Here is a 22101-nt window from a genome sequence, read left to right as displayed (position 1 = left end):
TTGACCGCCCTGAGCAAGTAGCCGCGCGGCGCCCCCGGCACATCTGCGGGCGCGGCGGGAGCGTGCTACCGCCGAACGGGTCGGTGAACAGGCGGTCCTCGCGCGCTGACTCCCTGGCGCGGATGGCCGCCACCACAACCGCGGTGCGCGCGCCACGGCTTCCCGCTGCCCGGACACGACGGTCACTGCCCTTCGCCGATGCGCGGTACCCAGCAGTTGTCGACATGGTCGTCCACCATCCCGGTGGCCTGCATCAGCGCGTACGCCGTCGTCGGCCCGACGAACCGGAACCCCCGTTTCTTGAGTTCTTTGGCCATCGCCTTCGATTCCGGGGTGACGGCGGCGATCTCGGACATGCTCGCCGGCCGGGCCCGCGCCCCCCGGTCGGCCGGCGCGAAGGACCACAGCAGCTCGCCGAGGTCCTCGCCGGCGTCGGCCATATCCGCGGCCACTCGCGCGTTGGCGATGGTGGCGTCGATCTTGGCACGGTTGCGCACGATGCCGGGATCGGCCATCAACCGCTCGACGTCCCGGTCGGAGTAGCGGGCGATCCGCTCGACGTCGAACCCGTCGAAGGCGGCGCGGAAGTTGTCCCGCTTGCGCAGGATGATCAGCCAGGACAACCCGCTCTGGAACGCTTCGAGGCTGACCCGTTCGAACAGTGCCGCCGAGTCGCGCAGGGGACGACCCCACTCGGTGTCGTGGTAGTCGCGATACAGCTCATAATCGGCCGGCGACAGCCGTGACCGGTCGATCCACCCGCACCTGATCAGCGGATCGGCGGCCGCGGAGGTCACGCGTCATCCCGGGCGCGCTGCGACGACACCGCGTGGTCGTCTTCGGGACCGTGGGCGGCCTCGTCAAGACCGTGGGCGGCGCGCAACGTGGTGAGCTCGCCGCGGAGCATGTCGAGCTCACGGGCCAGTCGATCCAGCACCCAGTCGACTTCGCTGGTTTTGTAGCCGCGCAGCGCCTGGCTGAACTTCACGGCGTCCACATCGGCACCGGTGACGCCCGATGCGGGCAGCACCGTGGCGGTGGTGGCCTGCGGCAGCGGCGGCAGCGTCTCGCCGCGACCGAACAGCACACTGCCGATGGCGAACAGGACGATCCCGACGAGCACCAGCACGACGAGGTACAGCAGAACGAGAGTCACCCCTCGATACTGCCGGATGGCGCCGACATCGACCGGTCAGGACGCCCCGGCCATCGGCGGGAAGTGCTACCGCGGGCGCAGCGTGATCATCGGCGGCCGGTCGGTCAGCGAGACCGTCGACGTGCGCGGGGCGTAGTCCTCGCCGTCGGCGAAGAACTGGGTGAGCCCAACCCCGGAGTCCGGGATCCCGCACCGGGACAGCAGCGTGGCGATCACCTGCCGGCTCATCGACGCGAGCTCGGTCAGCGGCCGGTTGCGGTGTGTCCGCACGCCGAGATTGACCTGGGCGATTCCGTCCAGACCCAGCCGGTCGTAGGTGTCGACCAGCAACCCGATCTCGACGCCGTAGCCGGGCGCGAACGGTACCGCCGTGAGCAGCTCCCGGGTTCCGGCGTACTCCCCGCCCAGAGGCTGGTACAGGCACATCAACTCGGGGCGTAGCGCGGCCAGCAGCGGGCGCGCCACCAGTTCGGTGACCCTGCCGCCGCCGTTGGCGTCCTCGCGCCCGCTGACCTTCAGCGGGCGCCGGTAGAACCCTTTGACCAGGTGCACGCCGTCGGCGGTGAGTAGCGGGCCCAGCAGCTTGGGCACGAACATCGGATCGGGGTCGAGCAGGTCGGAGTCGACGAAGGCGATGATGTCACCCGTCGTCGCGGCCAGCGACCGCCACAGCACCTCGCCCTTGCCGGGCTGCGGGGCGACCTCGGGCAGGGCAACCTCGCGGCCGACCACCCGGGCCCCGGCGGCGACGGCCCGGATCTCGGTGTCGTCGGTGGACCCGGAGTCGAGCACGATCAGCTCGTCGACCAGCCCGCCCAGCAGCGGGGTGATGGTCTCGACGACGCCGGCGACCGTCTCTTCCTCGTTGAGCGCGGGCAGCACCACCGACACGGTGCGGCCCTTCTTGGCGGCCTCCAGTTCGGCCACCGTCCAGCTCGGCCGACACCAGCTGCGCTCGCTGAGCCAGCGATGGTCGGCGACACCGAACGTTTCCAGATCGTTGACGCGATCAGACAACACAGTCATGCCAGTCCCCTCACCGTGCGTTTCGGCTGACGGGCGCCCTTGATCGACGCAACCATCTCAAGTACCCGACGTGTGGGTCCGACCTCGTGCACCCGAAAGAGCCGCGCCCCGTCGGCCGCCGCGAGAGCGGTGGCCGCCAGGGTGCCCTCAAGGCGTTCGGTCAAACCCACACCCAGAGTTTCCCCGACGAAATCCTTGTTACTCAGGGCCATCAGGACCGGCCATCCAGTGTTTACAAGGTCTTTCACATGACGCAACAAACTAAGACCGTGGTAAGTGTTCTTGCCGAAATCGTGGGTCGGATCGATGACGATCCGGTCCCGGCGCACCCCGAGCGCGACCGCCCGTTCGGCCGCCGCCGTCACCTCGGCGATGACGTCGTCGACGACTCCCCGCTCGGTCAGGCCGTAGTTCACCCGGAACGGACGGGTCCGCGGCACGGCGCCGCCGGTGTGTGAGCAGACCAATCCGGCGCCGAACTCGGCGGCCACGCCGGCCAGCGCGGGGTCCGCCCCGCCCCAGGTGTCGTTGATCAGGTCCGCGCCGGCCGCGCACGCCTGCTTGGCGACCTCGGCGCGCCAGGTGTCGACACTGATCACCTGGTCGGGGAACTCGGCCCGCAGCCACTCGATGAACGGCACGACGCGGGCGATCTCCTCGTCGACGTCCACCGTCGCGCCGGGACCCGCCTTGACCCCGCCGACGTCGACGATGTCGGCGCCGTCGGCGACCACGCGGTGGGCGGCTTCCTTGGCGGCTTCATCGGTGAACGTCGCGCCGCGGTCGTAGAACGAGTCCGGCGTGCGGTTGACGATCGCCATGATCAGCGCGCGATCCCCGGCCACGGGGTGTCCCAGAAACGTCGACTGCACGCCTTCAGGCTACGTTTCGCGCGCCGACCCGCTTTTCCAGCGTGATCACCCCTCGCGGGCTACTTGGGCTTCTTGCCCTCCTTCACCTCGGTCAGGTACTCCTCGTAGAACTCGACGTAGCCTTCCTCGCGGCCGGACAGCACGTACAGCGGATCGTCGACCTTGACGTCGTCGTCGTCGCCCTCGCCGCTGGAGCCGCCGTAGCCCTCCTTGCGCAGGTCGCCCTTCTGGCTCTTGAAGGTCGAGGTGTGCGCCAGCTCCTCCACCACTCGCACGAACAGCGGCACCGCGTAGCCGGGAAGCTTCTCGTACACCGTCTTGGCCAGCGCCTTGCCGTCGAACTCGTGGCCCTCCTTGAGCTGGATCGCGACCATCCCGGCCCGGCCGCCGGTGTCGGGCACCTCGACGCCGAAGACGGTGCACTCCTCGACCTGATGGTGCGTGGCCACCGCCGCCTCCACTTCGGTCGTGGCCACGTTCTCGCCCTTCCAGCGGAACGTGTCACCGAGCCGGTCGGTGAACGCCGCATGCCCGAGGCCCTGTGCGCGCATCAGGTCGCCGGTGTTGAACCACACGTCGCCTTCCTTGAACGCGTCACGGACGAGCTTCTTCTCCGACTCCTTCTCGTCGGTGTAGCCGTCGAACGGCTGGAAGTTGCTCACCTTCGACAGCAGCAGGCCGGGTTCACCCTTCTTGACCTTGCGCACCCGGCCGTCCTCGCCACGCACCGGTTCGCCGGTGTGCTCGTCGTACTCGACGAACGCGATCGGGGACGGGCAGATCCCGGTGGTCTTGTCGATGTTGAGGACGTTGACGAACGCGGTGTTGCCCTCGCTGGCGGCGTAGAACTCACAGACCCGCTTGATGCCGAAGCGCTCGGTGAACGCGTCCCAGATGGCGGGCCGCAGACCGTTTCCGCAGATGACCCGCACTTTGTGCTGGCGGTCGGTGGGCTTTTCGGGCTGGTTGAGCAGATAGGTGCAGATCTCGCCGATATAGACGAAGGCGGTGGCGTCGTAGCGGATCACGTCGTCCCAGAACTTCGACGCCGAGAACGACTTGCCCAGCGCCAGCGTCGCTCCGGAGTTGAGCACCGATGACAGTGCGACCGTCAACGCGTTGTTGTGGTAGAGCGGCAGGCAGCAGTACAGCGTGTCGTTGCTGTTGAGGCGCATGCCGAGCCCGCCGAAGCCGGCCAGCGCGCGCAGCCAGCGGTAGTGCGTCATCACGCTGGCCTTCGGCATGCCGGTGGTGCCGGAGGTGAAGATGTAGAACGCCTTGTCCTTGGCCAGCACGGCAGAGGTGGTGGCGGGGTTGGTGGTCGGCGCGGTCTCGGCCAGCTTCTTGAGCTCGTCGAGAGTGATCACCCCGTCGGTGTCGGCACCGGATTCGGTGATGTGCTCGATGAAGTCGGTCTCGGCGACGACCACCGAGGCCGACAGCAGGCCCAGGCTGTGCTTGAGCACCTCGTCGCGCTGGTGGTAGTTGAGCATCCCGGAGATCGCACCGCATTTGACCGCGGCCAACATCAGCAGCACCGGCTCCGGCGAGTTTCGCATCATGATGCCGACGACGTCGCCGTGGCCGACCCCGCGCGCCGCCAGCACGGCGGCGTACCGGTTGACGGTCTCGTTGGCCTCGCCGTAGGTGATCTCGCGGTCTTCGAATCTCAGGAACACGTTGTTGGCGTTCTGGGCGGCGCGGTCCTGGAAGACCTTGCCGATCGACGTCTTGGCACTGGGGCGGGCCCCGAACCCGGTCACGACGCCACGCACGATGGTCGGCGTGTCCATGAGCAGACCTGGTACCTGCTTGGCGATGTCGAGCAGCCCCACGCTGCTCCGGGTCCCCGACCTGTTCGTCATAGTTGCTGCTCTTCCTCCGTCGTCGATGTGTGGGTCAACTTAGCCGGGCGCACACGCGGACAGAGCGGCTTCGACGTCGTCGACGACGGTGAGGCACCGCATCGCGTCCTCGGCGACGTAGCCGCTTCCGACCAGCCCGCGCAACCAGGCCAACAGCCCGTCGTAGTGCCCGAGAGTGTCGAGCATCACGATCGGTTTGGTGTGCATACCCAAATAGCCCGCTGTCCAGGCTTCGAAGAATTCCTCCAGCGTGCCGATGCCTCCGGGCAGGGCGAGGAACGCGTCGGCGCGGTCCTCCATGACCTGTTTGCGTTCCCGCATGGTGTCGGTGACGACGAGTTCATCGGCCTCGGTGTCGGCGACCTCCCGGTGCACCAGGCGCTTCGGGATGACACCGACGGTGTAGCCGCCGCGTGAGCGGGCCGCGGTCGCCACCGCGCCCATCGCCGAGACGTTGCCTCCGCCGGAGACCAACGTCCACCCGCGCTCGGCGATCCCCTCTCCGACCGTGCGCGCCAACTCCAACAGATCCGGGTGCGTCGGACCCGAGGCGCAGTAGACGCAGACAGCCCACTCACGATCTTGATCTCGGGACACAGCACCAACTTAGCCACATAGACTCCGCGATGTGCCGCAGCCTCTCGGATGGGTGACCGCGCCGCCCGAACCCGCTCTCGAGCAGCTCGAAGCCGGCGTGCGGACCCGCGCCGGGGCGGTGCTGATCGGCCCCGCCGGCGTCGGCAAGACGACGTTGGCGCGCAACGCCGCCGACCGGCTGGGCGCCGACTTCCCCCGGGTCGACCGGGTGCGGGCGACGGCGTCGCGCCGGTCCGTCCCGTTCGCGGCGTTCGAGAGGCTGCTCGAAGTCCCCGAGACGGGCACCACCACAACGGTTCTGCGGACCGCCGGGGACGCACTCGGCGACGGCCGCCTGATCGTCGTCGACGACGCGCACCTGCTGGACCCGTTGTCCGCGACGCTGGTGTACCAGCTCGCGGCCGGTCGGACGGCGCGGCTGCTGCTGACCGCCACCGCCGGCGGGGTCGGGGTGCCCGCCGAGATCGCGGCGTTGTGGCGGGACGGCCTGGTCGCGCGGGTCGACGTGGAGCCGCCGGGCCACGACGACGGCCGGTTGATGACGCGGATCGATGAGTTCGTCGCGGCGGTGCCGGCCGGTGCGCATCGCATCCTGGAGTTCCTCGCCGTGTCGGATCCGCTGAGCCGAGCCGACGCCGAGGCGCTGACCGACCTCGACACCGTGGACGATGCGTTGCGCTCCGGCGCGGTGGTCGTCGAGGACGACGAGCTGCGCCCGGCGCATCCGCTGTTCCTCGACGCGATCCGTGACGCACTCGGCGGCCCCGACCTGCGCCGGCTGCGGACCGCGATGGTCGCGCAGATCTCGACCGGCTGTATCGGCGTGGTGGGCCGGCTGCGCCTGGCCGTGCTGGCGCTGGACAGCGACCGTCCGCTGCCGCTGCCGGATCTGTCCGCCGCGGCACGGGATGCGTTGCGGCTGGGTGATCTTGAGCTGTGCGAGCGGCTGGGCCGCGCGGTGTTGGACAGGGCGCCGGATCTGAGCAGCCGCCTGACGCTCGGATATGCGCTGGCCTGGCAGGGCCGCGGCCGGGAGGCCGATGCGGTACTGGCCGAGATCGACCCGGCGGCGCTGAGCGAGGACCAGCTGATGGCGTGGGCGCTGCCGACGGCGGCGAATCGGTTCTGGATGCTGTCCGAGCCGGAACGCGCGACCGCGTTCCTGCGCGCCACCCGCGAAAAGGTGAGCTCACCGGCGGCCCGCGTGACTCTTGACGCGCTGTCGGCGACGTTCGCGATGAACGCCGGAAACCTCAGTCGTGCAGTCGAACTCACCGGTGAGGTGCTGTCATCACCTGATGCCGACGAGACGGCGGTCGGATGGGCGGCGTCGGCGGCGGCGCTCAGCTCGGCGCGGATGGGCAGATTCTCCGACGTCGACGTGCTCGCCGAGCAGGCACTGGCCGCCGGGCAGCCGGGTCTGCTGCGGTTCACCAGCGGGCTGGGTCAGACCACGGCGCTGCTGATGACCGGCGAGCCGGACCTTGCGCTCGAATTGGCCCAGCGGATTACCGATTTCGCCCAGCGCAGGCAACCCGCCCGCGCGATAGGTGAGGTGCTGATCGGCGATGCGTTGATCGCCCGTGGGGAACTCGCGCTCGCGGTGCCGCTGCTCCGCGAGGCCGCAGCGACGCTCGCCCCCACCGGGTACTCGTGGGGTCCGTTGGCATGGATGCTGTTGGCGCAGGCGCTCGGCCGGCTCGGCCAGACCGTCGAGGCCGGAAAAGCGCTGGCGCGCGCCGAGTCCCGGCACGGGTTGAAGTCGATGCTGTTCGCCCCCGAGCTGGCGCTGGCGCGGGCCTGGACCACTGCGGCGCGGCACGACGCGCACGGTGCCGTGACGGCTGCGCGCGAAGCCGTGAAGGCCGCCGAGCGTGGCGGACAGCAGGCAGTCGCGCTGCGGGCCGCGGCCGACGCGCGGCAACTGGGCGACCCGCGGGCCGCGGACACCCTGTCGCGGCTGTGCGGTGAGCTCGACTGCGCGTTCGGCCGGGCGGCGCTGGCCGCGCCCACCGGCCCGGCCTGACCGCGCCGATATTGCCGACCGGCCCCCCTGACGCGCGCTCTTAGAATCAGATGCGATCGATCTGGAGGCGCGCGATGACCGAACCGTTGTCGGTGGACACCCGTGGAGTGCGTTCGCTGGGCGAGGTCCACCGAAACGTGGCCGACGGCCTGGGCTCCCTGGTCGCCGGGTCACCCGGGCCGGCCGCAGTCGCGCAGTCCCACGGCAGCATCGCCGCAGCGGTCGACACGGCCCTGGCCGGGGCGCTCAGCAGCAGGTCGGGCACCATGTCAACCACCCAGGCCGCCGGGGACACCATCTCCGAGCTGCTCCGGCAGGCGGCCCTGGCCTACGAACGGGGCGACAAGCGCGGAGCGGAGGCGATCCGTGCTGCCGCCGACCACATGTCGCGCTCCGAGCGCGGGGCAGGCCCGGCCGGTACCGCCGGGGGTGCGGCGGACCCGCTCGGGCAGGCGGTCGGTCAACTCGGCCAGCTCGGTCAGGTGGGCCAGCAACTGGCGGCTCCGATCGCGGCGCTGGCTCAACCGTTCGCGCAACTACCGCAGCTGCTCACCCAGGGCCTCGCACAGGGTTTCGCGCAGGCCGGTCAAGCTTCGGCGGCCACGGGTGTCCCCGGCGCGGGGGCCGTTTCCGACGCACCGGAAGTTCCCGGCGCGCCGGAGGTGGCCGACCCCGGCCGGGACGCGGACCGCGCCGAGCAGGACCCGGAAGACGAACGTCGGGCCGACCGGGACGGTGAGGTCGCCGGCGACGCCGCGCCGGCGACGCCTCCGGGGTTCGGTGCCGCTCCGCAGCCCGCGCCGCCACCGCGTCCAGCGCCCACCCGGCCGGCCGTCGGTTAGATCTCGGTCAGCACGCCGTGGGCCAGGCGAAGTACGCGATCCACACCGATCGCGTCGACGAACGACGCGTCGTGACTGACGACGATGAACGCGCCCCGATAGGCGGCCAACGCACTCTCCAGCTGCCCGGAGCTGACCAGGTCCAGGTTGTTGGTCGGTTCGTCGAGGAGCAGCAGGTGCGGTGCAGGTTCGGCGAACAGCACACACGCCAGCGTCGCCCGCAGCCGCTCCCCTCCTGACAGCGCGCCGACCGGCAGGTCGACAACGCCACCACGAAAGAGGAACTGCGCCAACAGATGATGACGGCGGGTGACGGACAGACCGGGCGCGAACGCGGCCAGGTTCTGCGCGACCGACCGGTCCTCGTCGAGCAGATCCAACCGCTGCGACAGATAGGCGACCCGTCCCTCGGCGACGTCCACGGTGCCCGCGTCGGGCGCGATCTCGCCGAGCAGACTCCGCAGCAACGTGGTTTTGCCTGCGCCGTTGGGTCCGGTCAGCGCGATCCGCTCCGGACCCCGCACCGCCAGATCGACACCGCCGAGCACGTCGCGACCACCGCTACACACCCGGATCCCGTTGAGCCGAGCGATGTTCCGGCCCGCCGGCACCAGCGTCGCAGGCAACGCAAGCATCAGTGCCTCGTCCTCACGCAGGGTGCGTTCGGCGTCGTCGAGCCGACTCTGGGCGTCGTCGATCCGCCGTGCGTGCACCTCGTCGGAGCGGCCGGCAGACTCCTGCGCGCGGCGCTTGCGGGCGCCGGCGACGATCTTCGGCAGGCCGGCGTCGGAGAGGGTGCGGGCCGCGGTGCCTGCGCGCCGGTCGGCCCGTTCCCTGGCCTGTTGCCGGTGCTGTTTTTCGCGTTTGAGTATCAGCTCGGCGTTGCGGACCGCACCCTGGGCCGCCCGCTGGGCGTCCCCGAGCGCATCCCGATACGCGGTGAAGCCGCCGCCGTAGACGGTCACCTCGCCGCGGTAGAGCTCGGCGATGCGGTCCATCCGGTCCAGTAGCACCCGGTCGTGGCTGACCACCAGCAGACACCCGGTGAAATCGTCGAGCGCGTCGTAGAGCCGGTGCCGCGCGTCGGCGTCGAGGTTGTTCGTCGGTTCGTCGAGGAGCAGCACATCGGGGCGGCGCAACAACTCCCGCGCCAGGCCGAGGCTGACGACCTCACCACCGGAGAGCGAGCCCAGCGGCCGGTTCAGACCGATGCGCCCGAGACCGAGCCGGTCGAGCTGGACCCGGGTGCGTTCCTCGATGTCCCAGTCGTCGCCGATCACCGCGAAGTGGCGGGTGCTCGGGTCCCCTGCTGCCAGCGCGTTCAATGCGTCGATCACCGCTGCGACACCGAGCATCTCGGCCACGCTGCGGTCGTCGAGCAGCGGCAGGGTCTGGGGCAGATAACCGATCACGCCGTCGACGGTCACGGCGCCGACGGTGGGAGTCAGTTCTCCGGCGATGAGCCGCAGCAGGGTGCTCTTGCCGGCGCCGTTGGCAGCGACGAGCCCGGTGCGGCCCGCACCGACGGTGAGCGTCAGGTCGGTGAACTGGCTGGTGCCGTCGGGCCAGGAGTAGGAAAGGTGGTTGCACACAACAGAAGACATGCGGGAATGCTCTCGTTGGGGCGTAACGCCTGGCGACGGTCGCGGCGTGACGCCTACCGAAAAAGGGGACCCGTCCGGGTACTACCCGGTGATGTCTTCTCCCAGCATGGCTTCCAGGCTAGCGGCACCGTCAACCGATTAAGTAACGCCTCAGCATGTCCGTCACCGTGGTGATCTGCTCGACCTCGACGCGCTCGTCGACGCGGTGCGCCACATTCGGGTCGCCGGGACCGTAGTTGACCGCCGGGATGCCCAGCGCCGCGAACCGCGACACGTCGGTCCAGCCGTACTTGGCGCGCACCCGGCCGCCGGCCGCCTCGACGAGTGCCGCAGCCGCGGGCCGCGTCAACCCCGGCAGCGCACCGGCGGCGGAGTCGGTGAGTTCGGTTGCGACGCCGAGCCCGTCGAACACCTCGCACACGTGGGCATAGGCCTGCTCGACGCTGCGGTCCGGAGCGAACCGGAAGTTGACCGTCACGCTCGCCGCGTCCGGGATGACGTTTCCGGCGACCCCGCCGTCGATGCGCACCGCCGACAGTCCCTCGCGGTAGACGCAGCCGTCGATGTCGACACTGCGGGCCGGGTACGACTCCAAGCGGGCCAGAACCGCACCGAGTTTGTGGATCGCATTGTCCCCCAGCCACGATCGGGCCGAGTGGGCGCGGGTGCCGGTGGCGCTGACGATCACCCGCAGGGTGCCCTGGCAGCCGGCCTCGATGAAGCCGCCCGACGGTTCGCCGAGGATCGCGACGTCGGCCGCCAGCCACTCGGGCAGCTCGCGTTCGATGCGGCCGAGCCCGTTGGCGGAGGCCTCGATCTCCTCGCAGTCGTACATGACCAGCGTGATGTCGTGAACCGGTTCGGTGACGGTGGCGGCCAGATGCAGGAACACCGCGTCGCCGGATTTCATGTCCGAGGTTCCGCAACCGTGCAGCACTCCGTCGGCCAGCCGGCTCGGCAGATTGCCGGCGGCGGGCACGGTGTCGGTGTGCCCGGCCAGCAGCACGCGGGACGGGCGGCCGAAGTCGGTGCGGGCCAGGACCGCGTCACCGTTGCGGACGATCTCGAAGCCGGTGGTCTGCTCGCGCAGCGCCTGCTCGATCTCGTCGGCGATGCGCTTCTCGTGGCGCGATTCGCTCGGGATGTCGACCAGCGCGGCCGTCAACGCGATCGGGTCACCGTGTAGGTCCAGCACACGACCACGTTAACCCGTCGCACCGCCGCTCACCGGCACCCTCAGTACCGAATCGGCTCGATCAGGGGCCCCGGCTCGTCCATCAGCGCCCAGAAGCGGTCCCGGATCGCCACCGTCACCGGGCCGGGCTTCCCGTCGCCGACCGCGACGCCGTCGAGGGTGTTGATCGGCGTCACGCCGCCCGCCGTGGTGACCGCCATCATCTCGTCGGCGTCGTACAGTTCGTGGCTAGTGACATCACGCAGCGTGGCCTCGATCCCCATGGCGTCGGCGATCTCGAAGACGGTTTTGCGGGTAATGCCCGGCAACGCATTTCGCGACGGCGACGCCAGCTTGCCGTCCTTGACGACGCAGACGTTGAAGCCGGGCCCCTCGGCGACGCAGTTGTCCGAGTCGAGCAGGATTGCGGTCCGCGCCCCGCGGTCCTTGGCCTCGAAGCTGGCCGCGGTCAGATCGCCCCACTGGTAGTTCTTGATGGTCGGGTCGACAGTGTTGCGCCCGGCCCGGCGGACATGACGCGGCACGATGGCAGTGGTGCCGAAGATCTGCTCGGCGGGCGGGAACGCCCACAGGTACGGGATCGCGTAGATGTACACCTGGTGGGTCAGCTTGGATAGGTCCTTCTCGCCCTTGCGCTTACCGTAGCCGCGGGTGACGGTCAGGTTGACAAAGGACTCGCGCAGCTGCGACATCGACACGCACCGCTTGGTGATATCGGCCAGTTCGTCCTTGGTGTAACCGGCGTCCAGGCGCAGCTTGCGCGCTCCGTCGAGCAGCCGGTCCAGGTGGTCACCGAGCCGGAAGATGTTGCCGTGCCACACGTGCGCGACGGTGTACGTGAGATCGGAGTGCCCGAACCCGGTGTCGAAGATCGAGATCTTGGCGTCCTCGGCCGGCAGATACTCGCCTTCGATCCAGGCCACCCCTCCGGCGAACGGGCTGGAGTAATCGAGTTCGTAGTCGCTGTACTGAATCACCGACCCCGGTGGGGTGTCCTCTCTGATGGCACCGGGTTCGACGGCGACGAGATTGGAGGTTCCGGTGTCGACGCTCATGGGACGGTCCTTTCGCAGGATCGGGGATTGAATCGGGGGTTGAGAGTGGAAGCGCAGTGCAGGGATCGGCGATCACACGCTGTGAGTCTTGGCGTAATCGGCGCCGGCGTCCCCGCGGCTCAGCCGTGACTTCAGGCCGGTGGCCCACCAAGCGGCGGCAATCACGACGATGCCGAGGAAAACCCATTTGTTCGTGGTGAATTGGGGCAGGAACAGCAGGGCCACCGCCACGGCGAGGAACACCACCAGCGCCGTGACGTAGAGCGGCAGCCGGAATCTGCCGAGGTCGAAGGTGCCGGGTTCGGCCGCGGGGATCGTTCCGCGCCGGTAGCCGACCAGCAGGCCGATGGTCTGCAGGATGTAGACGAAGAAGAACAGCAGTGACGCGATGCCGATGATGTAGTTGAACGCCTTCTCGTTGACCAGCGCGGACAGCAGCAGAACTGTGGACAGACAACCCAATCCGATGACTGCGTAGGTCGGCGCCTTGCTCTTGGTCGACACGTGGCGCCACACATGGGAGAACGGCAGCATGTTGTCGCGGGCCATCGAGTAGGTCAGCCGGGTGGCGACCAGGATGTTGGCCAGCAGGCACGCCAGGATGTTCGTCAGCGCGATCGCGACGATGACCTTGGTCACCGCGGGACCGGCCTGCTGGGTGATGATCTCCTCGATGGGCGCAGCCGAATTGGCCTGCACCGCGGCAGGATCCTTGATGGCCAGCACGTACACGACGTACATCAGGAACTCGATGACGATCGAGGTGACCAGGGCGTAGAACATCGTCCTGGGCACGACGCGGCGCGCATCCTTGGTTTCCTCGGCGACGTCGGCGCCGGACTCCACACCGATGAGGCCGAAGAACGGACCGAGTGCCGCCGCGAGCCACGCCAGCAGGTAGGAATCCTTGTCACCGGACTCCCCACCGGTGAACAGCGACGAGATCGGCTGGTGGTTCTCCGGTGCGCTGAACGCGATGATCGCGACCAGTGCGGTCGCGCCGACGGTGATCACCAACTCCAGGCTGACGCCGATGTTGTTGACCATGGTGGCGAACCGGACACCGTAGATGTTGATCAGCACGCAGACGAACACCACCGCGATGGCGAGCAGGATCTGCGTGGTCTGCGTCATGCTCCAGCCGAGCAGACCGCCGAGGTATCCGGACAGGATGAAGCCGACCCCGGTCATGCCGCAGACCCAACCCATCAGGGCGATGAAGCCGGTGAACCACGCCAGATCGGGACCGTTGATCCGACTGATCCACTGATACGAGTAGCCCGCCAGCGGCAGCTTTGCGGTGAGGTCGGCGGCGATGAACGCCCACAACGCGAATACCGCGCCTGCCAGCAGCAGCGTCCACACGAACGGCGCTCCCGCGGTGAAGTAGCCGGCGCCGAAGCCGGTGAACACGGCCGTGGTGGCGCTGATGGTCGCGAATCCGATCGCGAACGAGGCCAGCGTGCCCACCGAACGGTCCAGCTTCTGGTCGTAGCCCAGTTCGGCGAGTTTGGCGTCCTCGGCGCTCAGCGTGCAGGGGCGCTGCTGTGAATGAGTGGGTGGGGATATCGCATCGGTCATGGTCGCTCCAGGTCAAGCCATCGGGAAGAACACCTGCAGACAGAAAACCGCCGCCGCGCGGACACCGGAAGTTCGCAGTTTTGATCTGCTCATAACCTGGGGTTATCAGTGGTGGTCGGCGGCCCCTGACCTGCATCGGAGTCCCCGAAACTCCATTCCGAGCGCACGTGTCTGACCAGCGCATCAGCCTGCGGGGTCAGGTCGGCGGGATTCCACGCGAATGCGGTGTGACTTGGTGGCCGGTCGGAGATCGGCACGTAGACGATGCCGGGCCGGTCGTAGAACCGGGCAACCGACGAGGTGGTGAAACTGATACCGAGCCCACGGGCGATGGCTGTGGTCTCGGCCTCGTAGGTGGCCGCCACGGCGGCGATGGTCGGCGGCCGGTTGCCGCGGACGTCCATCGCCAGCCAGTAATCGCGCCAGGTGCCCGCGGTCAGCGGAGCGCAGACGATCGGATCGTCGAGCAGCTCGGCGATCTCGATCTCGGCACGTTCGGCGAGGCGGTGATCGCGCGGCAGGCAGGCCACCCACGACTCGGAGTCGAGAATCAGCATCCGATGCTCGGGCAGGTCGACCGGGGGCCGAATGATGGCGACCTCGGTGCTGCCATCGGCCAGCCCGGCCGTCGGGTCGGCGAAATCGAACTCGATAGGCTCGACGGTGACGTCGGGGTAGGCGGCCTCGAAGTGGCGGACGAGCCGGAACAAGAGGTCGGCGCCGGTGCCGATGAGGTAGCCGACCCGCAGCACCCCCCGCCGGGTGCCCGACAGCATGATCAGGTTCTCGACGACGGCGTCCACGCCGGACAGCGCCTGCTGCACCTGGGGCAGCCATGCCGCGCCCAGATCGGTCAGGGCCACTTCCCGGGTGTTGCGGTGAAACAGCACGACCCCGAACTGGTGCTCGAGTTGCTTGATCGCGGTCGAGAGCGCCGGCTGGGTGATGAACAGCTTCTCGGCGGCCCGCCGGTAGTTCAGCTCCTGGCCCAGAACAGCGAAGTAGCGCAGTTGACGCAGCGTCACATCGACGGTCGTGGCTCGCCTCCTGACCTGGTCGGGACCCTGTGAAGCGATGCTAGGCCCACCGGTAACCTGAAGCACCGTGACTTCTGCTTCTGGAGCATCCGGTGTGGGCGTGGCGACCATCGCGGCCGACGGATCGGTTCTCGACACGTGGTTCCCCGCCCCGGAACTGACCTCCGAACTGACCTCTGAACTGACCTCCGACGGCGAGCCCGGCACGGTGCGCCTCTCGGTGGCCGAGGTGCCCGAGGAGCTCGCGGCGCTCGCCGGTCGCGACGAGGACCGCGACGTCGACATCGTCGTCGTCCGCACGGTGATCGGGTCGCTGGCGGACAAGGCTGTCGATGCCTACGACGCGTACCTGCGCCTGCACCTGCTCTCGCACCGCCTGGTCGCCCCGCACGGGCTGAACGCCGACGGACTGTTCGGGGTGCTCACCAATGTGGTGTGGACCAGTCAAGGACCCTGCGCGGTCGACGGGTTCGAGATGGTGCGGGCCCGGCTGCGCCGGCGTGGACAGGTCGCGGTCTACGGCGTCGACAAGTTCCCCCGCATGGTCGATTACGTGCTGCCCTCCGGGGTCCGCATCGCCGATGCCGACCGGGTCCGCCTGGGCGCGCATCTGGCGCCCGGCACCACGGTGATGCATGAGGGCTTCGTCAACTTCAACTCGGGCACGCTGGGCAGTTCGATGGTCGAGGGCCGGATCTCGGCGGGCGTGGTCGTCGACGACGGCTCCGACATCGGCGGCGGCGCGTCGATCATGGGCACGCTGTCGGGCGGGGGCACCCAGGTGATCTCGGTGGGCAAGCGCTGCCTGCTCGGCGCCAACGCCGGTCTGGGCATCTCCCTCGGCGACGACTGCGTCATCGAGGCGGGCCTGTACGTCACCGCGGGCACCAAGGTCACCACATCAGACGGCGAGACGGTCAAGGCCCGCGAACTCTCCGGCGCCGACAACCTGCTGTTCCGCCGCAATTCGGTGACCGGCGCCGTCGAGGTGGTCAAGCGCGACGGCACGGGCATCACGCTCAACGAGGCGCTGCACGCCAACTGACCCTCCGTTCTGCGCGCGCCGCCCCGTGGCGCGAGCGTGCGCGCCTGCGAGCGACACGCCGGGTGATTCACGAAGTTCACGCACGCTCACATCGACTGGCGCTGCGCCCAATCCGCCAGTCCCGCGGGCGCGGTGACGTGATCCATCGCCATGATCACCGCACCGCGCAGTGACCCCTCCTCACCGTGCTCCGCGTCGCGCACCGGGGGCGGGGCGTCCTGACGGTAGGCCATCAGGCCTTCGAGGTAGGCGGCCTCGAAGGTCTCCGCCGCCGCTCCCCGCAGCAGCGCGCCGACACCGCCCAAGGTGATCACGTCCGGGTCGTGCAGGTTCACCAGACCGCCGATACCGCGGCCTAGTGACGCCGCGACGGCTTCGAACGCCTGCCGGGTGGCCACGTCGTCGCCGGGGCGCCCGAGCAGGCGGTGCACGTAGTCGACCGGATCGTCGGGCGGTGGGTCGCCCCGGTACCGGGCCAGCGCGCGCCCGTCCACGGTCAGGTCCCAGCAGCCGCGCGCGCCGCACGGGCAGGCCAGTGCGGGGTCGCCGAACGGGATGTGGCCGTACTCCCCAGCAGCACCGTGGGCGCCGGACATCGGCTCGCCGTTGACGACGAGCGTGCCGCCGATACCGGTCGCGACGATCAGATGCAGCGACGTGCCCGCCGCCCTGGCCGCCCCCGTGCGGGCCTCGGCCAGACCCGCCAGCGTGGCGTCGTTGCCCAGCAGCATCGGCACGTCCGCGCGGCGCGGAAGCGTGCTCGTCAGCAGCGACAAGTCCACGTCGCGCCGGCCCCTCGGGGTGAACTGGACCAGCTTCGCGTCGCTCACCGTGCCGGCGACCGACACCGCTAATGCACTGAGCTGCTTGGCTTTTCGTCGATAAACCGCACCGATGGCGTCGGTCAGTGTCGCGAGGGCGACATCGAGGCCCGGATCCTCGTAGGCCCCGCCGGCCACGATCCTGGGGGCGCCGTCGAGGCCGGCCAGCGCGAGCCGCCAGTCGGTGGCCCTCAGGTCCGCCGCCAGCACCAGCGGGCCCTCGGGATGCGGGACCAGCAGCGTCGTCGGCCTGCCGCGGCCCTGTGCGGGTGCCGGCGCCTCGTCGAGGAGCCGCGCCTGCCTCAACCGCGCCACCAGATCGGTGGCACCGCCGCTGCTGATCCCGAGGCGCTGCGCGGCGGCGGCGCGGGTGATGCCGGGTTCGGCACGAACCACCCCCAGCAGCTGGGCGGCGCCGACCCACCGCAGGTGTGCGGCGTGGCGGGGATCGTCGGACATCGCCGAACAGTATTGCAGTTGATTAAACTCGATAGCCGAGTATATTTGCGTCGGTGACCTTGACCGCACCGCGCACCGCCGGCCTGCGTACGAACCTCACCGGCCTGCTGTCGCTGGCGGCGGCGTCGTGCCTGGCGGTGACGACCGAGATGCTGCCCGTGGGCCTGCTCCCCCGGATGGCCGACGCGTTCCAGGTGTCCGAATCGGCGACCGGGCTGCTGGTCGGCCTCTATGCCGTCATGGTGGCCGCCCTGGCGGTGCCGCTGACCGCCATCACGTCGCGGTTCGCCCGAAAGCCGCTGCTGCTGGCGACCGTGGCCGGTTACGCGATCAGCAACGCGGTGGTCGCAGCCGCGCCCGCGTTCGCCGTCGTCGCGGCGGGACGCACGGTCGGCGGGGTGACGCACGCTCTGTTCTTCTCGTTGGTGATCGGGTACGCGCCGCGACTGGTGTCCGGTGCGCACGTCGGCAGGGCGCTCGCGCTGGCGGGCAGCGGCGCATCGGTGGGGTTGGTGCTCGGAGTACCGGTGCTGACGTCGCTGGGCACCGCGGCCGGGTGGCGCGTGCCGTTCGTCGTACTGGCCGTGCTGTCGGTACTCACATTCCTCGCGCTGAGCCGCGTGTTGCCCGCGGTGGACCACGATGCGGCCGGGGCGGCGGCGCAGCCGGGAGGCAGGCGCCGGCTGGCCGCGGTGGCGATGTCGAACATGCTGGTGTTTCTCGGACAGTTCACCGTGTACACGTTCATCAGCGTGATACTCATGGCCGGCGGAGTGCGGCCGACGCTGGTGGGACCGGTCCTGTTGATGTGCGGCGTCTGCGGCCTGCTCGGGTTGTGGTACGCGGGGCGGGGCCTGGACCGGAACCCGCGGCGGACCACGCTCGCGCTGCTCGCGACCATCGCGGTCGCGGTGGCGGCTCTGGCGGGGCCGTGGTCTGCGGTGGGGGTGGCACTGGCTCTGATCGCGGTGTGGAGCACCGCTTTCGGTGGGGTCCCGTCGATCTACCAGTCGTGTGCGGTGCGCACCGGGGCGGTGGCTCCCGAACGTGCCGGCGCCTGGATCAACGCGACGGCCAACGCGGGCATCGCGGGCGGATCGGCGATCGGGGCGGGTCTGCTCGCGACGACGGGGCTGTCCTCGCTACCGTGGGCCGGCGCCGCATTGATCGGGGCCGGACTCGCGGTGGCGCTGGTGTCGCGCAGGGCTTTTCCGTCGCGGCCCTAGCTCTCAGCCGGCCGCGTTCGGTTTCAGTGGCGGGCAGTTCCCCTGGTCGTCCGCGACGAGCTCGAAGTGCCATATCTCGTTGGCGTAGATCTGACACAACCCGAATCGCGGACCGTTGGCGATCATCCAGCGGTCGGCCTCGGCCGGACCGATGTCGACGGCCTGGCCCACAACATGTTTGGAGACTTCCGGGGTGGCGACGAATTCGGCGGCCCGCTGCGCGCTGCCGTAGGTCAGGACGGCGTCGTCGAACAACCGTTGCTGGAAGCCCTTGGAGCGCCAGCCGGAGGTCACTTCGAGTTGCACGCCGTCGGCCTCCGCCGCCCTGGCCGCTTCTTGCACTGCCGCCAGCAGAGCCGGATCCAGCTGCGACAGTATCGGATTGGCGGTGTCGAACGGTGACAGCATGGTTCCGTCCGCGAGCCAGCCGCCGGTGGTGTCGACGGCCGCCGGGCCGATCGTGAGCGGCTCGACAGGTGGCGGTGCCGGCGGTGGCGGCGCCGGCGGCACCACGATGCTGGTCTGCACCAGCATCACGTCCGGCGACTGGCCGCACCCCGACAGCAGTGCGACGGCGAGCACCCCGAGGGTGGCGACGAGCGTGCGTGTAGTCGCCGATTGTGCCCGCGTGTCGGCCGCCGACACGCACGCTCGCGGGGTCGCAGGCGCCCCGGGAACGTGCCGTGCGGGCCGGGTCACCCGTCGGCCGCCAAGATGCAGAACTCGTTGCCTTCGGGGTCGGCCAGCACCACCCAGCTCTGCTCGCCCTGGCCGATGTCGACCCGGCGAGCGCCGAGGGCGATCACCCGCTCCACCTCGGCGTCCTGGTCGTCGGGGGTGAAGTCGAAATGAATGCGGTTCTTGACGGCCTTGCCCTCGGGCACCTCGAGAAACAACCAGTCCGGCCCGACGCCGCCCGGTGCCCGCAGCACGACGTCACCGTCGTCGGTGCCCTCGGCCGGCCAGCCCAGCACCTGTGACCACCAGGCCGCCAGTGCCCGCACGTCGTTGGCGTCGACACAGACCTCGCTGAACCTCAAACCCATTGCGCCAATTCCTTCTTCAGCAGCTTTCCCATCGCGTTGCGGGGCAGGCTGTCCACGACCCGTACCTCGCGGGGCCGCTTATGAACCGAGAGTTGCTGCGCCACATACTCGATCAGCGTGTCGGGACGGGCGTCGCCGACGACGAACGCGACGATGCGCTGTCCGAGGTCCTCGTCGGGCGCGCCGATCACCGCGGCCTCGCGCACGTCGGGATGTGCCAACAGCACGGTCTCGATCTCCCCTGCCCCGATCCGGAAGCCGCCGCTCTTGATCAGGTCAACCGATTCGCGGCCGACGATACGGTGCATACCGTCCGCACCGATCACCGCGACATCGCCGGTGCGGTACCAGCGGTCCTCACCGAGCACCTCGGCGGTGGCGTCGGCGCGGTTGAGGTAGCCGTCGAACAGCGTCGGGCTCTGCACCAGCAGCTGCCCGATCGCCTCTCCGTCGCGGGGCAGTTCCGTGCCGTCCTCGGCGACCAGCCGCGTCGACACCCCCGCCAGCGGCAACCCGACCCAGCCAGGCCTGCGCTCCCCGGCGACCAGCGTGCTGAGCGTGATCAGGGTCTCGGTGCTGCCGTAGCGCTCGATGGCGCGGTGTCCGCTCAACGCGGCGAGCCCCTCGAACACCGGGACCGGCAACGCCGCGCTGCCGGACACCAGCAGCCGGGCCGGCGTCAGCGCCCGTGCCGCGGCGCCGTCCTCGACGATGCGCGACCACACCGTCGGCACCCCGAACAAGAGCGTCCCGCCAAGCTCGCCCACCGCGTGGGCGTAAGCCTGCGGTTTCGGCTTTCCGGTGTGCACGAACCGGTTTCCGATCCGCAGGGATCCCAGCAGTCCCAACACGAGACCATGCACGTGGTACAGCGGCAGGCCGTGCACCAGAGTGTCCTGCGGCGTCCACTCCCAGGCTTGGGCGAGCATGTCGATGTCCGCGGCGATGGCGCGGCGGCTGACCACCACCCCCTTGGGCAGACCGGTGGTGCCCGAGGTGTAGATGATCAGCGCGGGCGCGTCCGGCGGCGGCTCGGCATAACGGTGCCAGGACCGGGCGTGCAGCCGCACCGGGATGTGCGGCAGACCGTCTGTCTCGCCGGGCAGATCGCCCAGCCAGGCCTGCGCACCCGAGTCGGCCAGGATGTGACGCCGCTCGGCGGCGCCCACATCTGCGGGAACCGGTACGACGGGCACCCCGGCGATCAGGCAGCCGGTGACCGCCAGCACCGCCGCGGCGGTCGGGGTGGCCAGCACCGCGACACGGGATGCGCCCGCGACGCGTTCGGCCACCGACGTCGCCGCGCCCACGAGGTCGCTTCGACTCAACGACACCCCGTCGATGCGCACCGCATCACCGAGATCTGCCCCCGCCGCCACGGCCGCAGGATTCAAGGACGCCAGCAACACAGGAACCGAGGCTACTCCCCGGGGGTGGTCATACTGGTGCGGTGGATTCGATCCGGGCATTGGGCACGCGTGAGGTGTACCGCAACAACTGGTTGACCATCCGCGAGGACGAGATCTGCAGAGCCGACGGCAGCGCCGGCATCTACGCGGTCGTGGACAAGCCGACCTATGCGCTGGTGATCCCGCGCGACGGGGACCGCTTCCACCTCGTCGAGCAGTTCCGCTACCCGATCGGGTTGCGCCGGTGGGAGTTCCCGCAGGGCACCGCCCCCGGGCAGGCCGAGCTCGACGGCGCCGAGCTCGCCGCGCGGGAGTTGCGCGAGGAGACCGGCCTGGTCGCGTCGACGATGACCGAGATCGGGCTGCTGGACGTGGCACCGGGGATGAGCAGCCAGCGGGGCCGGATCTTTCTGGCGACCGGTATCAGCGAGGGGCCGCACGAGCGCGAGCACGAGGAGCAGGACATGCGCAGTGCATGGTTCGCTCGCGCCGAGGTCGAGCAGATGATGCGTGACGGGATCATCACCGACGCCCAGACCCTGGCAGCCTGGACCCTGATGCTGCTGCGTGGTCACTGACCATCCGAATACCGGCTGCGCGAACGCCATTCGCACACGGAAGCCGATACCAAGCCGTGATCCAACCGTGCCCGAACAGGCCGTGTCGATCAGGCACCTTGACGGGTGGGGCAATTACGTTCGTGTTGCCAGACCCACCAGACTGCGAGGGAGCCATGCCGGCGCGACGTGCGCGTAGTGCTCTTGCCTCCGCGACTTTCGTCGCGGCTGCGTGCATGTGCGCCGAGACCACCGCCGACGCCGCGACACCCGACTGGAGCGGCAGGTACACGGTGGTGACGTTCGCGTCCGAGAAGCTCGGCACCAGTATCGCGGCGCGCCAGCCCGAACCCGACTTCAGCGGTCAGTACACGTTCAGCACGTCGTGCGCGGGCACGTGTGTCGCGGTCGCGTCCGACGGCCCGACTCCGTCGAACCCGACGATCCCCCAACCGCCGCGGTACACGTGGGACGGCCGGCAGTGGGTGTTCAACTACAACTGGCAGTGGGAGTGCTTCCGCGGCGCGGATGTGCCGCGTGAGTACGCCGCCGCCCGGTCGCTGGTGTTCTACGCCCCGACCGCCGACGGCACGATGTACGGAACGTGGCGCACCGAGATCCTGGAAGGCATCTGCAAGGGCACGGTGATCATGCCGGTCGCCGCATACCCCGCCTGAGTGCG

The 22101-nt window shown here is 69.6% G+C and carries 21 protein-coding genes; 6 read left to right on the top strand and 15 right to left on the bottom strand.

Going from position 1 to position 22101, the window contains the following annotated elements; translation table 11 throughout:
- Nucleotides 1-182: 182 nt before the first annotated feature.
- From ACTWP6_RS05950 to ACTWP6_RS05925, 6 genes are all read right to left on the bottom strand, one after another.
- A complete protein-coding gene (locus ACTWP6_RS05950) occupies nucleotides 183-797 on the bottom strand; it encodes a DNA-3-methyladenine glycosylase I (protein ID WP_313901333.1) in 615 nt (204 codons plus the stop codon).
- Nucleotides 794-1156 carry a DivIVA domain-containing protein gene (locus ACTWP6_RS05945; RefSeq protein ID WP_260754737.1) on the bottom strand — a complete coding sequence of 121 codons (363 nt, stop codon included), beginning with the start codon at nucleotides 1154-1156 and terminating at the stop codon, nucleotides 794-796. Before ACTWP6_RS05945 ends, ACTWP6_RS05950 begins: the two co-directional genes overlap by 4 nt.
- 66 nt (nucleotides 1157-1222) lie before the next feature.
- Nucleotides 1223-2182: a glucosyl-3-phosphoglycerate synthase gene (locus tag ACTWP6_RS05940; protein WP_260754738.1), complete on the bottom strand. Its 960-nt coding sequence runs from the start codon at nucleotides 2180-2182 to the stop codon at nucleotides 1223-1225.
- Nucleotides 2179-3003, bottom strand: a complete 825-nt coding sequence (gene folP, locus ACTWP6_RS05935) for a dihydropteroate synthase (RefSeq protein ID WP_260758235.1) — start codon at nucleotides 3001-3003, stop codon at nucleotides 2179-2181. Before folP ends, ACTWP6_RS05940 begins: the two co-directional genes overlap by 4 nt.
- Before the next feature lie 110 nt (nucleotides 3004-3113).
- On the bottom strand, nucleotides 3114-4919 hold the full coding sequence (gene fadD6, locus ACTWP6_RS05930) for a long-chain-acyl-CoA synthetase FadD6 (protein WP_260754739.1): 1806 nt from the start codon (nucleotides 4917-4919) through the stop codon (nucleotides 3114-3116).
- A 39-nt stretch (nucleotides 4920-4958) separates the two neighbouring features.
- On the bottom strand, nucleotides 4959-5516 hold the full coding sequence (locus ACTWP6_RS05925) for an LOG family protein (RefSeq protein ID WP_260754740.1): 558 nt from the start codon (nucleotides 5514-5516) through the stop codon (nucleotides 4959-4961).
- A gap of 31 nt (nucleotides 5517-5547) precedes the next feature.
- Between ACTWP6_RS05925 and ACTWP6_RS05920 the strand changes: the two genes are divergently transcribed.
- Nucleotides 5548-7542, top strand: a complete 1995-nt coding sequence (locus tag ACTWP6_RS05920) for an AAA family ATPase (RefSeq protein WP_260754741.1) — start codon at nucleotides 5548-5550, stop codon at nucleotides 7540-7542.
- Between the two features lie 74 nt (nucleotides 7543-7616).
- A complete protein-coding gene (locus ACTWP6_RS05915) occupies nucleotides 7617-8384 on the top strand; it encodes an ESX-1 secretion-associated protein (protein ID WP_260754742.1) in 768 nt (255 codons plus the stop codon).
- Here the strand turns inward: ACTWP6_RS05915 and ACTWP6_RS05910 are convergent.
- The 5 genes from ACTWP6_RS05910 to ACTWP6_RS05890 all read right to left on the bottom strand — a co-directional run bounded on the left by ACTWP6_RS05910 (nucleotide 8381) and on the right by ACTWP6_RS05890 (nucleotide 14844).
- Nucleotides 8381-9988, bottom strand: coding sequence for an ABC-F family ATP-binding cassette domain-containing protein (locus ACTWP6_RS05910; protein WP_260754743.1), 1608 nt, complete (start codon nucleotides 9986-9988; stop codon nucleotides 8381-8383). The two genes, ACTWP6_RS05915 and ACTWP6_RS05910, sit on opposite strands and share 4 nt — an antisense overlap.
- A 130-nt stretch (nucleotides 9989-10118) precedes the next feature.
- Nucleotides 10119-11183 (bottom strand): succinyl-diaminopimelate desuccinylase, encoded by a 1065-nt coding sequence (gene dapE / locus ACTWP6_RS05905; protein WP_260754744.1) that lies wholly within the window; start codon nucleotides 11181-11183, stop codon nucleotides 10119-10121.
- Between the two features lie 41 nt (nucleotides 11184-11224).
- Complete coding sequence (locus ACTWP6_RS05900; protein WP_260754745.1) at nucleotides 11225-12238, bottom strand: aminotransferase class IV; 1014 nt, start codon at nucleotides 12236-12238, stop codon at nucleotides 11225-11227.
- 72 nt (nucleotides 12239-12310) lie between these two features.
- Entirely contained in the window at nucleotides 12311-13819 is a 1509-nt protein-coding gene (locus ACTWP6_RS05895) for an APC family permease (protein WP_443187128.1), read from the bottom strand.
- Between the two features lie 89 nt (nucleotides 13820-13908).
- Complete coding sequence (locus tag ACTWP6_RS05890; protein ID WP_443187127.1) at nucleotides 13909-14844, bottom strand: LysR family transcriptional regulator; 936 nt, start codon at nucleotides 14842-14844, stop codon at nucleotides 13909-13911.
- A gap of 79 nt (nucleotides 14845-14923) precedes the next feature.
- On the opposite strand from ACTWP6_RS05890, the gene dapD reads away from it, so the two are divergent.
- Nucleotides 14924-15901 carry a 2,3,4,5-tetrahydropyridine-2,6-dicarboxylate N-succinyltransferase gene (dapD, locus tag ACTWP6_RS05885; protein WP_443187126.1) on the top strand — a complete coding sequence of 326 codons (978 nt, stop codon included), beginning with the start codon at nucleotides 14924-14926 and terminating at the stop codon, nucleotides 15899-15901.
- 86 nt (nucleotides 15902-15987) lie between these two features.
- Here the strand turns inward: dapD and ACTWP6_RS05880 are convergent, their stop codons facing one another.
- The gene (locus ACTWP6_RS05880) at nucleotides 15988-17181 is read right to left on the bottom strand and encodes an ROK family transcriptional regulator (protein ID WP_443187125.1); all 1194 of its coding nucleotides are present in this window, start codon (nucleotides 17179-17181) and stop codon (nucleotides 15988-15990) included.
- A gap of 53 nt (nucleotides 17182-17234) precedes the next feature.
- Between ACTWP6_RS05880 and ACTWP6_RS05875 the strand changes: the two genes are divergently transcribed.
- Nucleotides 17235-18407 (top strand): MFS transporter, encoded by a 1173-nt coding sequence (locus tag ACTWP6_RS05875; protein WP_443187124.1) that lies wholly within the window; start codon nucleotides 17235-17237, stop codon nucleotides 18405-18407.
- 3 nt (nucleotides 18408-18410) lie between these two features.
- Here ACTWP6_RS05875 and ACTWP6_RS05870 read toward each other — a convergent pair whose 3' ends face one another.
- From ACTWP6_RS05870 to ACTWP6_RS05860, 3 genes are all read right to left on the bottom strand, one after another.
- Nucleotides 18411-18941: a M15 family metallopeptidase gene (locus tag ACTWP6_RS05870; RefSeq protein ID WP_260758236.1), complete on the bottom strand. Its 531-nt coding sequence runs from the start codon at nucleotides 18939-18941 to the stop codon at nucleotides 18411-18413.
- 161 nt (nucleotides 18942-19102) lie between these two features.
- Nucleotides 19103-19453 (bottom strand): VOC family protein, encoded by a 351-nt coding sequence (locus tag ACTWP6_RS05865; protein WP_443187123.1) that lies wholly within the window; start codon nucleotides 19451-19453, stop codon nucleotides 19103-19105.
- Nucleotides 19444-20862: an acyl-CoA synthetase gene (locus ACTWP6_RS05860; protein ID WP_443187122.1), complete on the bottom strand. Its 1419-nt coding sequence runs from the start codon at nucleotides 20860-20862 to the stop codon at nucleotides 19444-19446. Before ACTWP6_RS05860 ends, ACTWP6_RS05865 begins: the two co-directional genes overlap by 10 nt.
- 41 nt (nucleotides 20863-20903) lie before the next feature.
- On the opposite strand from ACTWP6_RS05860, the gene ACTWP6_RS05855 reads away from it, so the two are divergent.
- Nucleotides 20904-21440 (top strand): NUDIX domain-containing protein, encoded by a 537-nt coding sequence (locus tag ACTWP6_RS05855; RefSeq protein ID WP_260754753.1) that lies wholly within the window; start codon nucleotides 20904-20906, stop codon nucleotides 21438-21440.
- 155 nt (nucleotides 21441-21595) lie between these two features.
- Nucleotides 21596-22096, top strand: coding sequence for a hypothetical protein (locus ACTWP6_RS05850; protein WP_443187121.1), 501 nt, complete (start codon nucleotides 21596-21598; stop codon nucleotides 22094-22096).
- Nucleotides 22097-22101: the final 5 nt, after the last annotated feature.

Source organism: Mycobacterium sp. 4D054 (assembly GCF_052245755.1).
GTDB lineage: Bacteria > Actinomycetota > Actinomycetes > Mycobacteriales > Mycobacteriaceae > Mycobacterium.
The sequence above is the reverse complement of the archived record's forward strand: the minus strand, read 5'-3'. Positions and strand labels throughout refer to the sequence as shown.

Bases quoted from the DNA above. Each gene is read 5' to 3' on its own strand.
- ACTWP6_RS05940 (WP_260754738.1), bottom strand. From the start codon at position 2,182: ATGACTGTGTTGTCTGATCGCGTCAACGATCTGGAAACGTTCGGTGTC.
- folP (WP_260758235.1), bottom strand. From the start codon at position 3,003: ATGGCGATCGTCAACCGCACGCCGGACTCGTTCTACGACCGCGGCGCG.
- fadD6 (WP_260754739.1), bottom strand. From the start codon at position 4,919: ATGACGAACAGGTCGGGGACCCGGAGCAGCGTGGGGCTGCTCGACATC.
- ACTWP6_RS05915 (WP_260754742.1), top strand. From the start codon at position 7,617: ATGACCGAACCGTTGTCGGTGGACACCCGTGGAGTGCGTTCGCTGGGC.
- ACTWP6_RS05910 (WP_260754743.1), bottom strand. From the start codon at position 9,988: ATGTCTTCTGTTGTGTGCAACCACCTTTCCTACTCCTGGCCCGACGGC.
- ACTWP6_RS05900 (WP_260754745.1), bottom strand. From the start codon at position 12,238: ATGAGCGTCGACACCGGAACCTCCAATCTCGTCGCCGTCGAACCCGGT.
- ACTWP6_RS05895 (WP_443187128.1), bottom strand. From the start codon at position 13,819: ATGACCGATGCGATATCCCCACCCACTCATTCACAGCAGCGCCCCTGC.
- ACTWP6_RS05880 (WP_443187125.1), bottom strand. From the start codon at position 17,181: ATGTCCGACGATCCCCGCCACGCCGCACACCTGCGGTGGGTCGGCGCC.
- ACTWP6_RS05870 (WP_260758236.1), bottom strand. From the start codon at position 18,941: ATGCTGGTGCAGACCAGCATCGTGGTGCCGCCGGCGCCGCCACCGCCG.
- ACTWP6_RS05865 (WP_443187123.1), bottom strand. From the start codon at position 19,453: ATGGGTTTGAGGTTCAGCGAGGTCTGTGTCGACGCCAACGACGTGCGG.
- ACTWP6_RS05850 (WP_443187121.1), top strand. From the start codon at position 21,596: ATGCCGGCGCGACGTGCGCGTAGTGCTCTTGCCTCCGCGACTTTCGTC.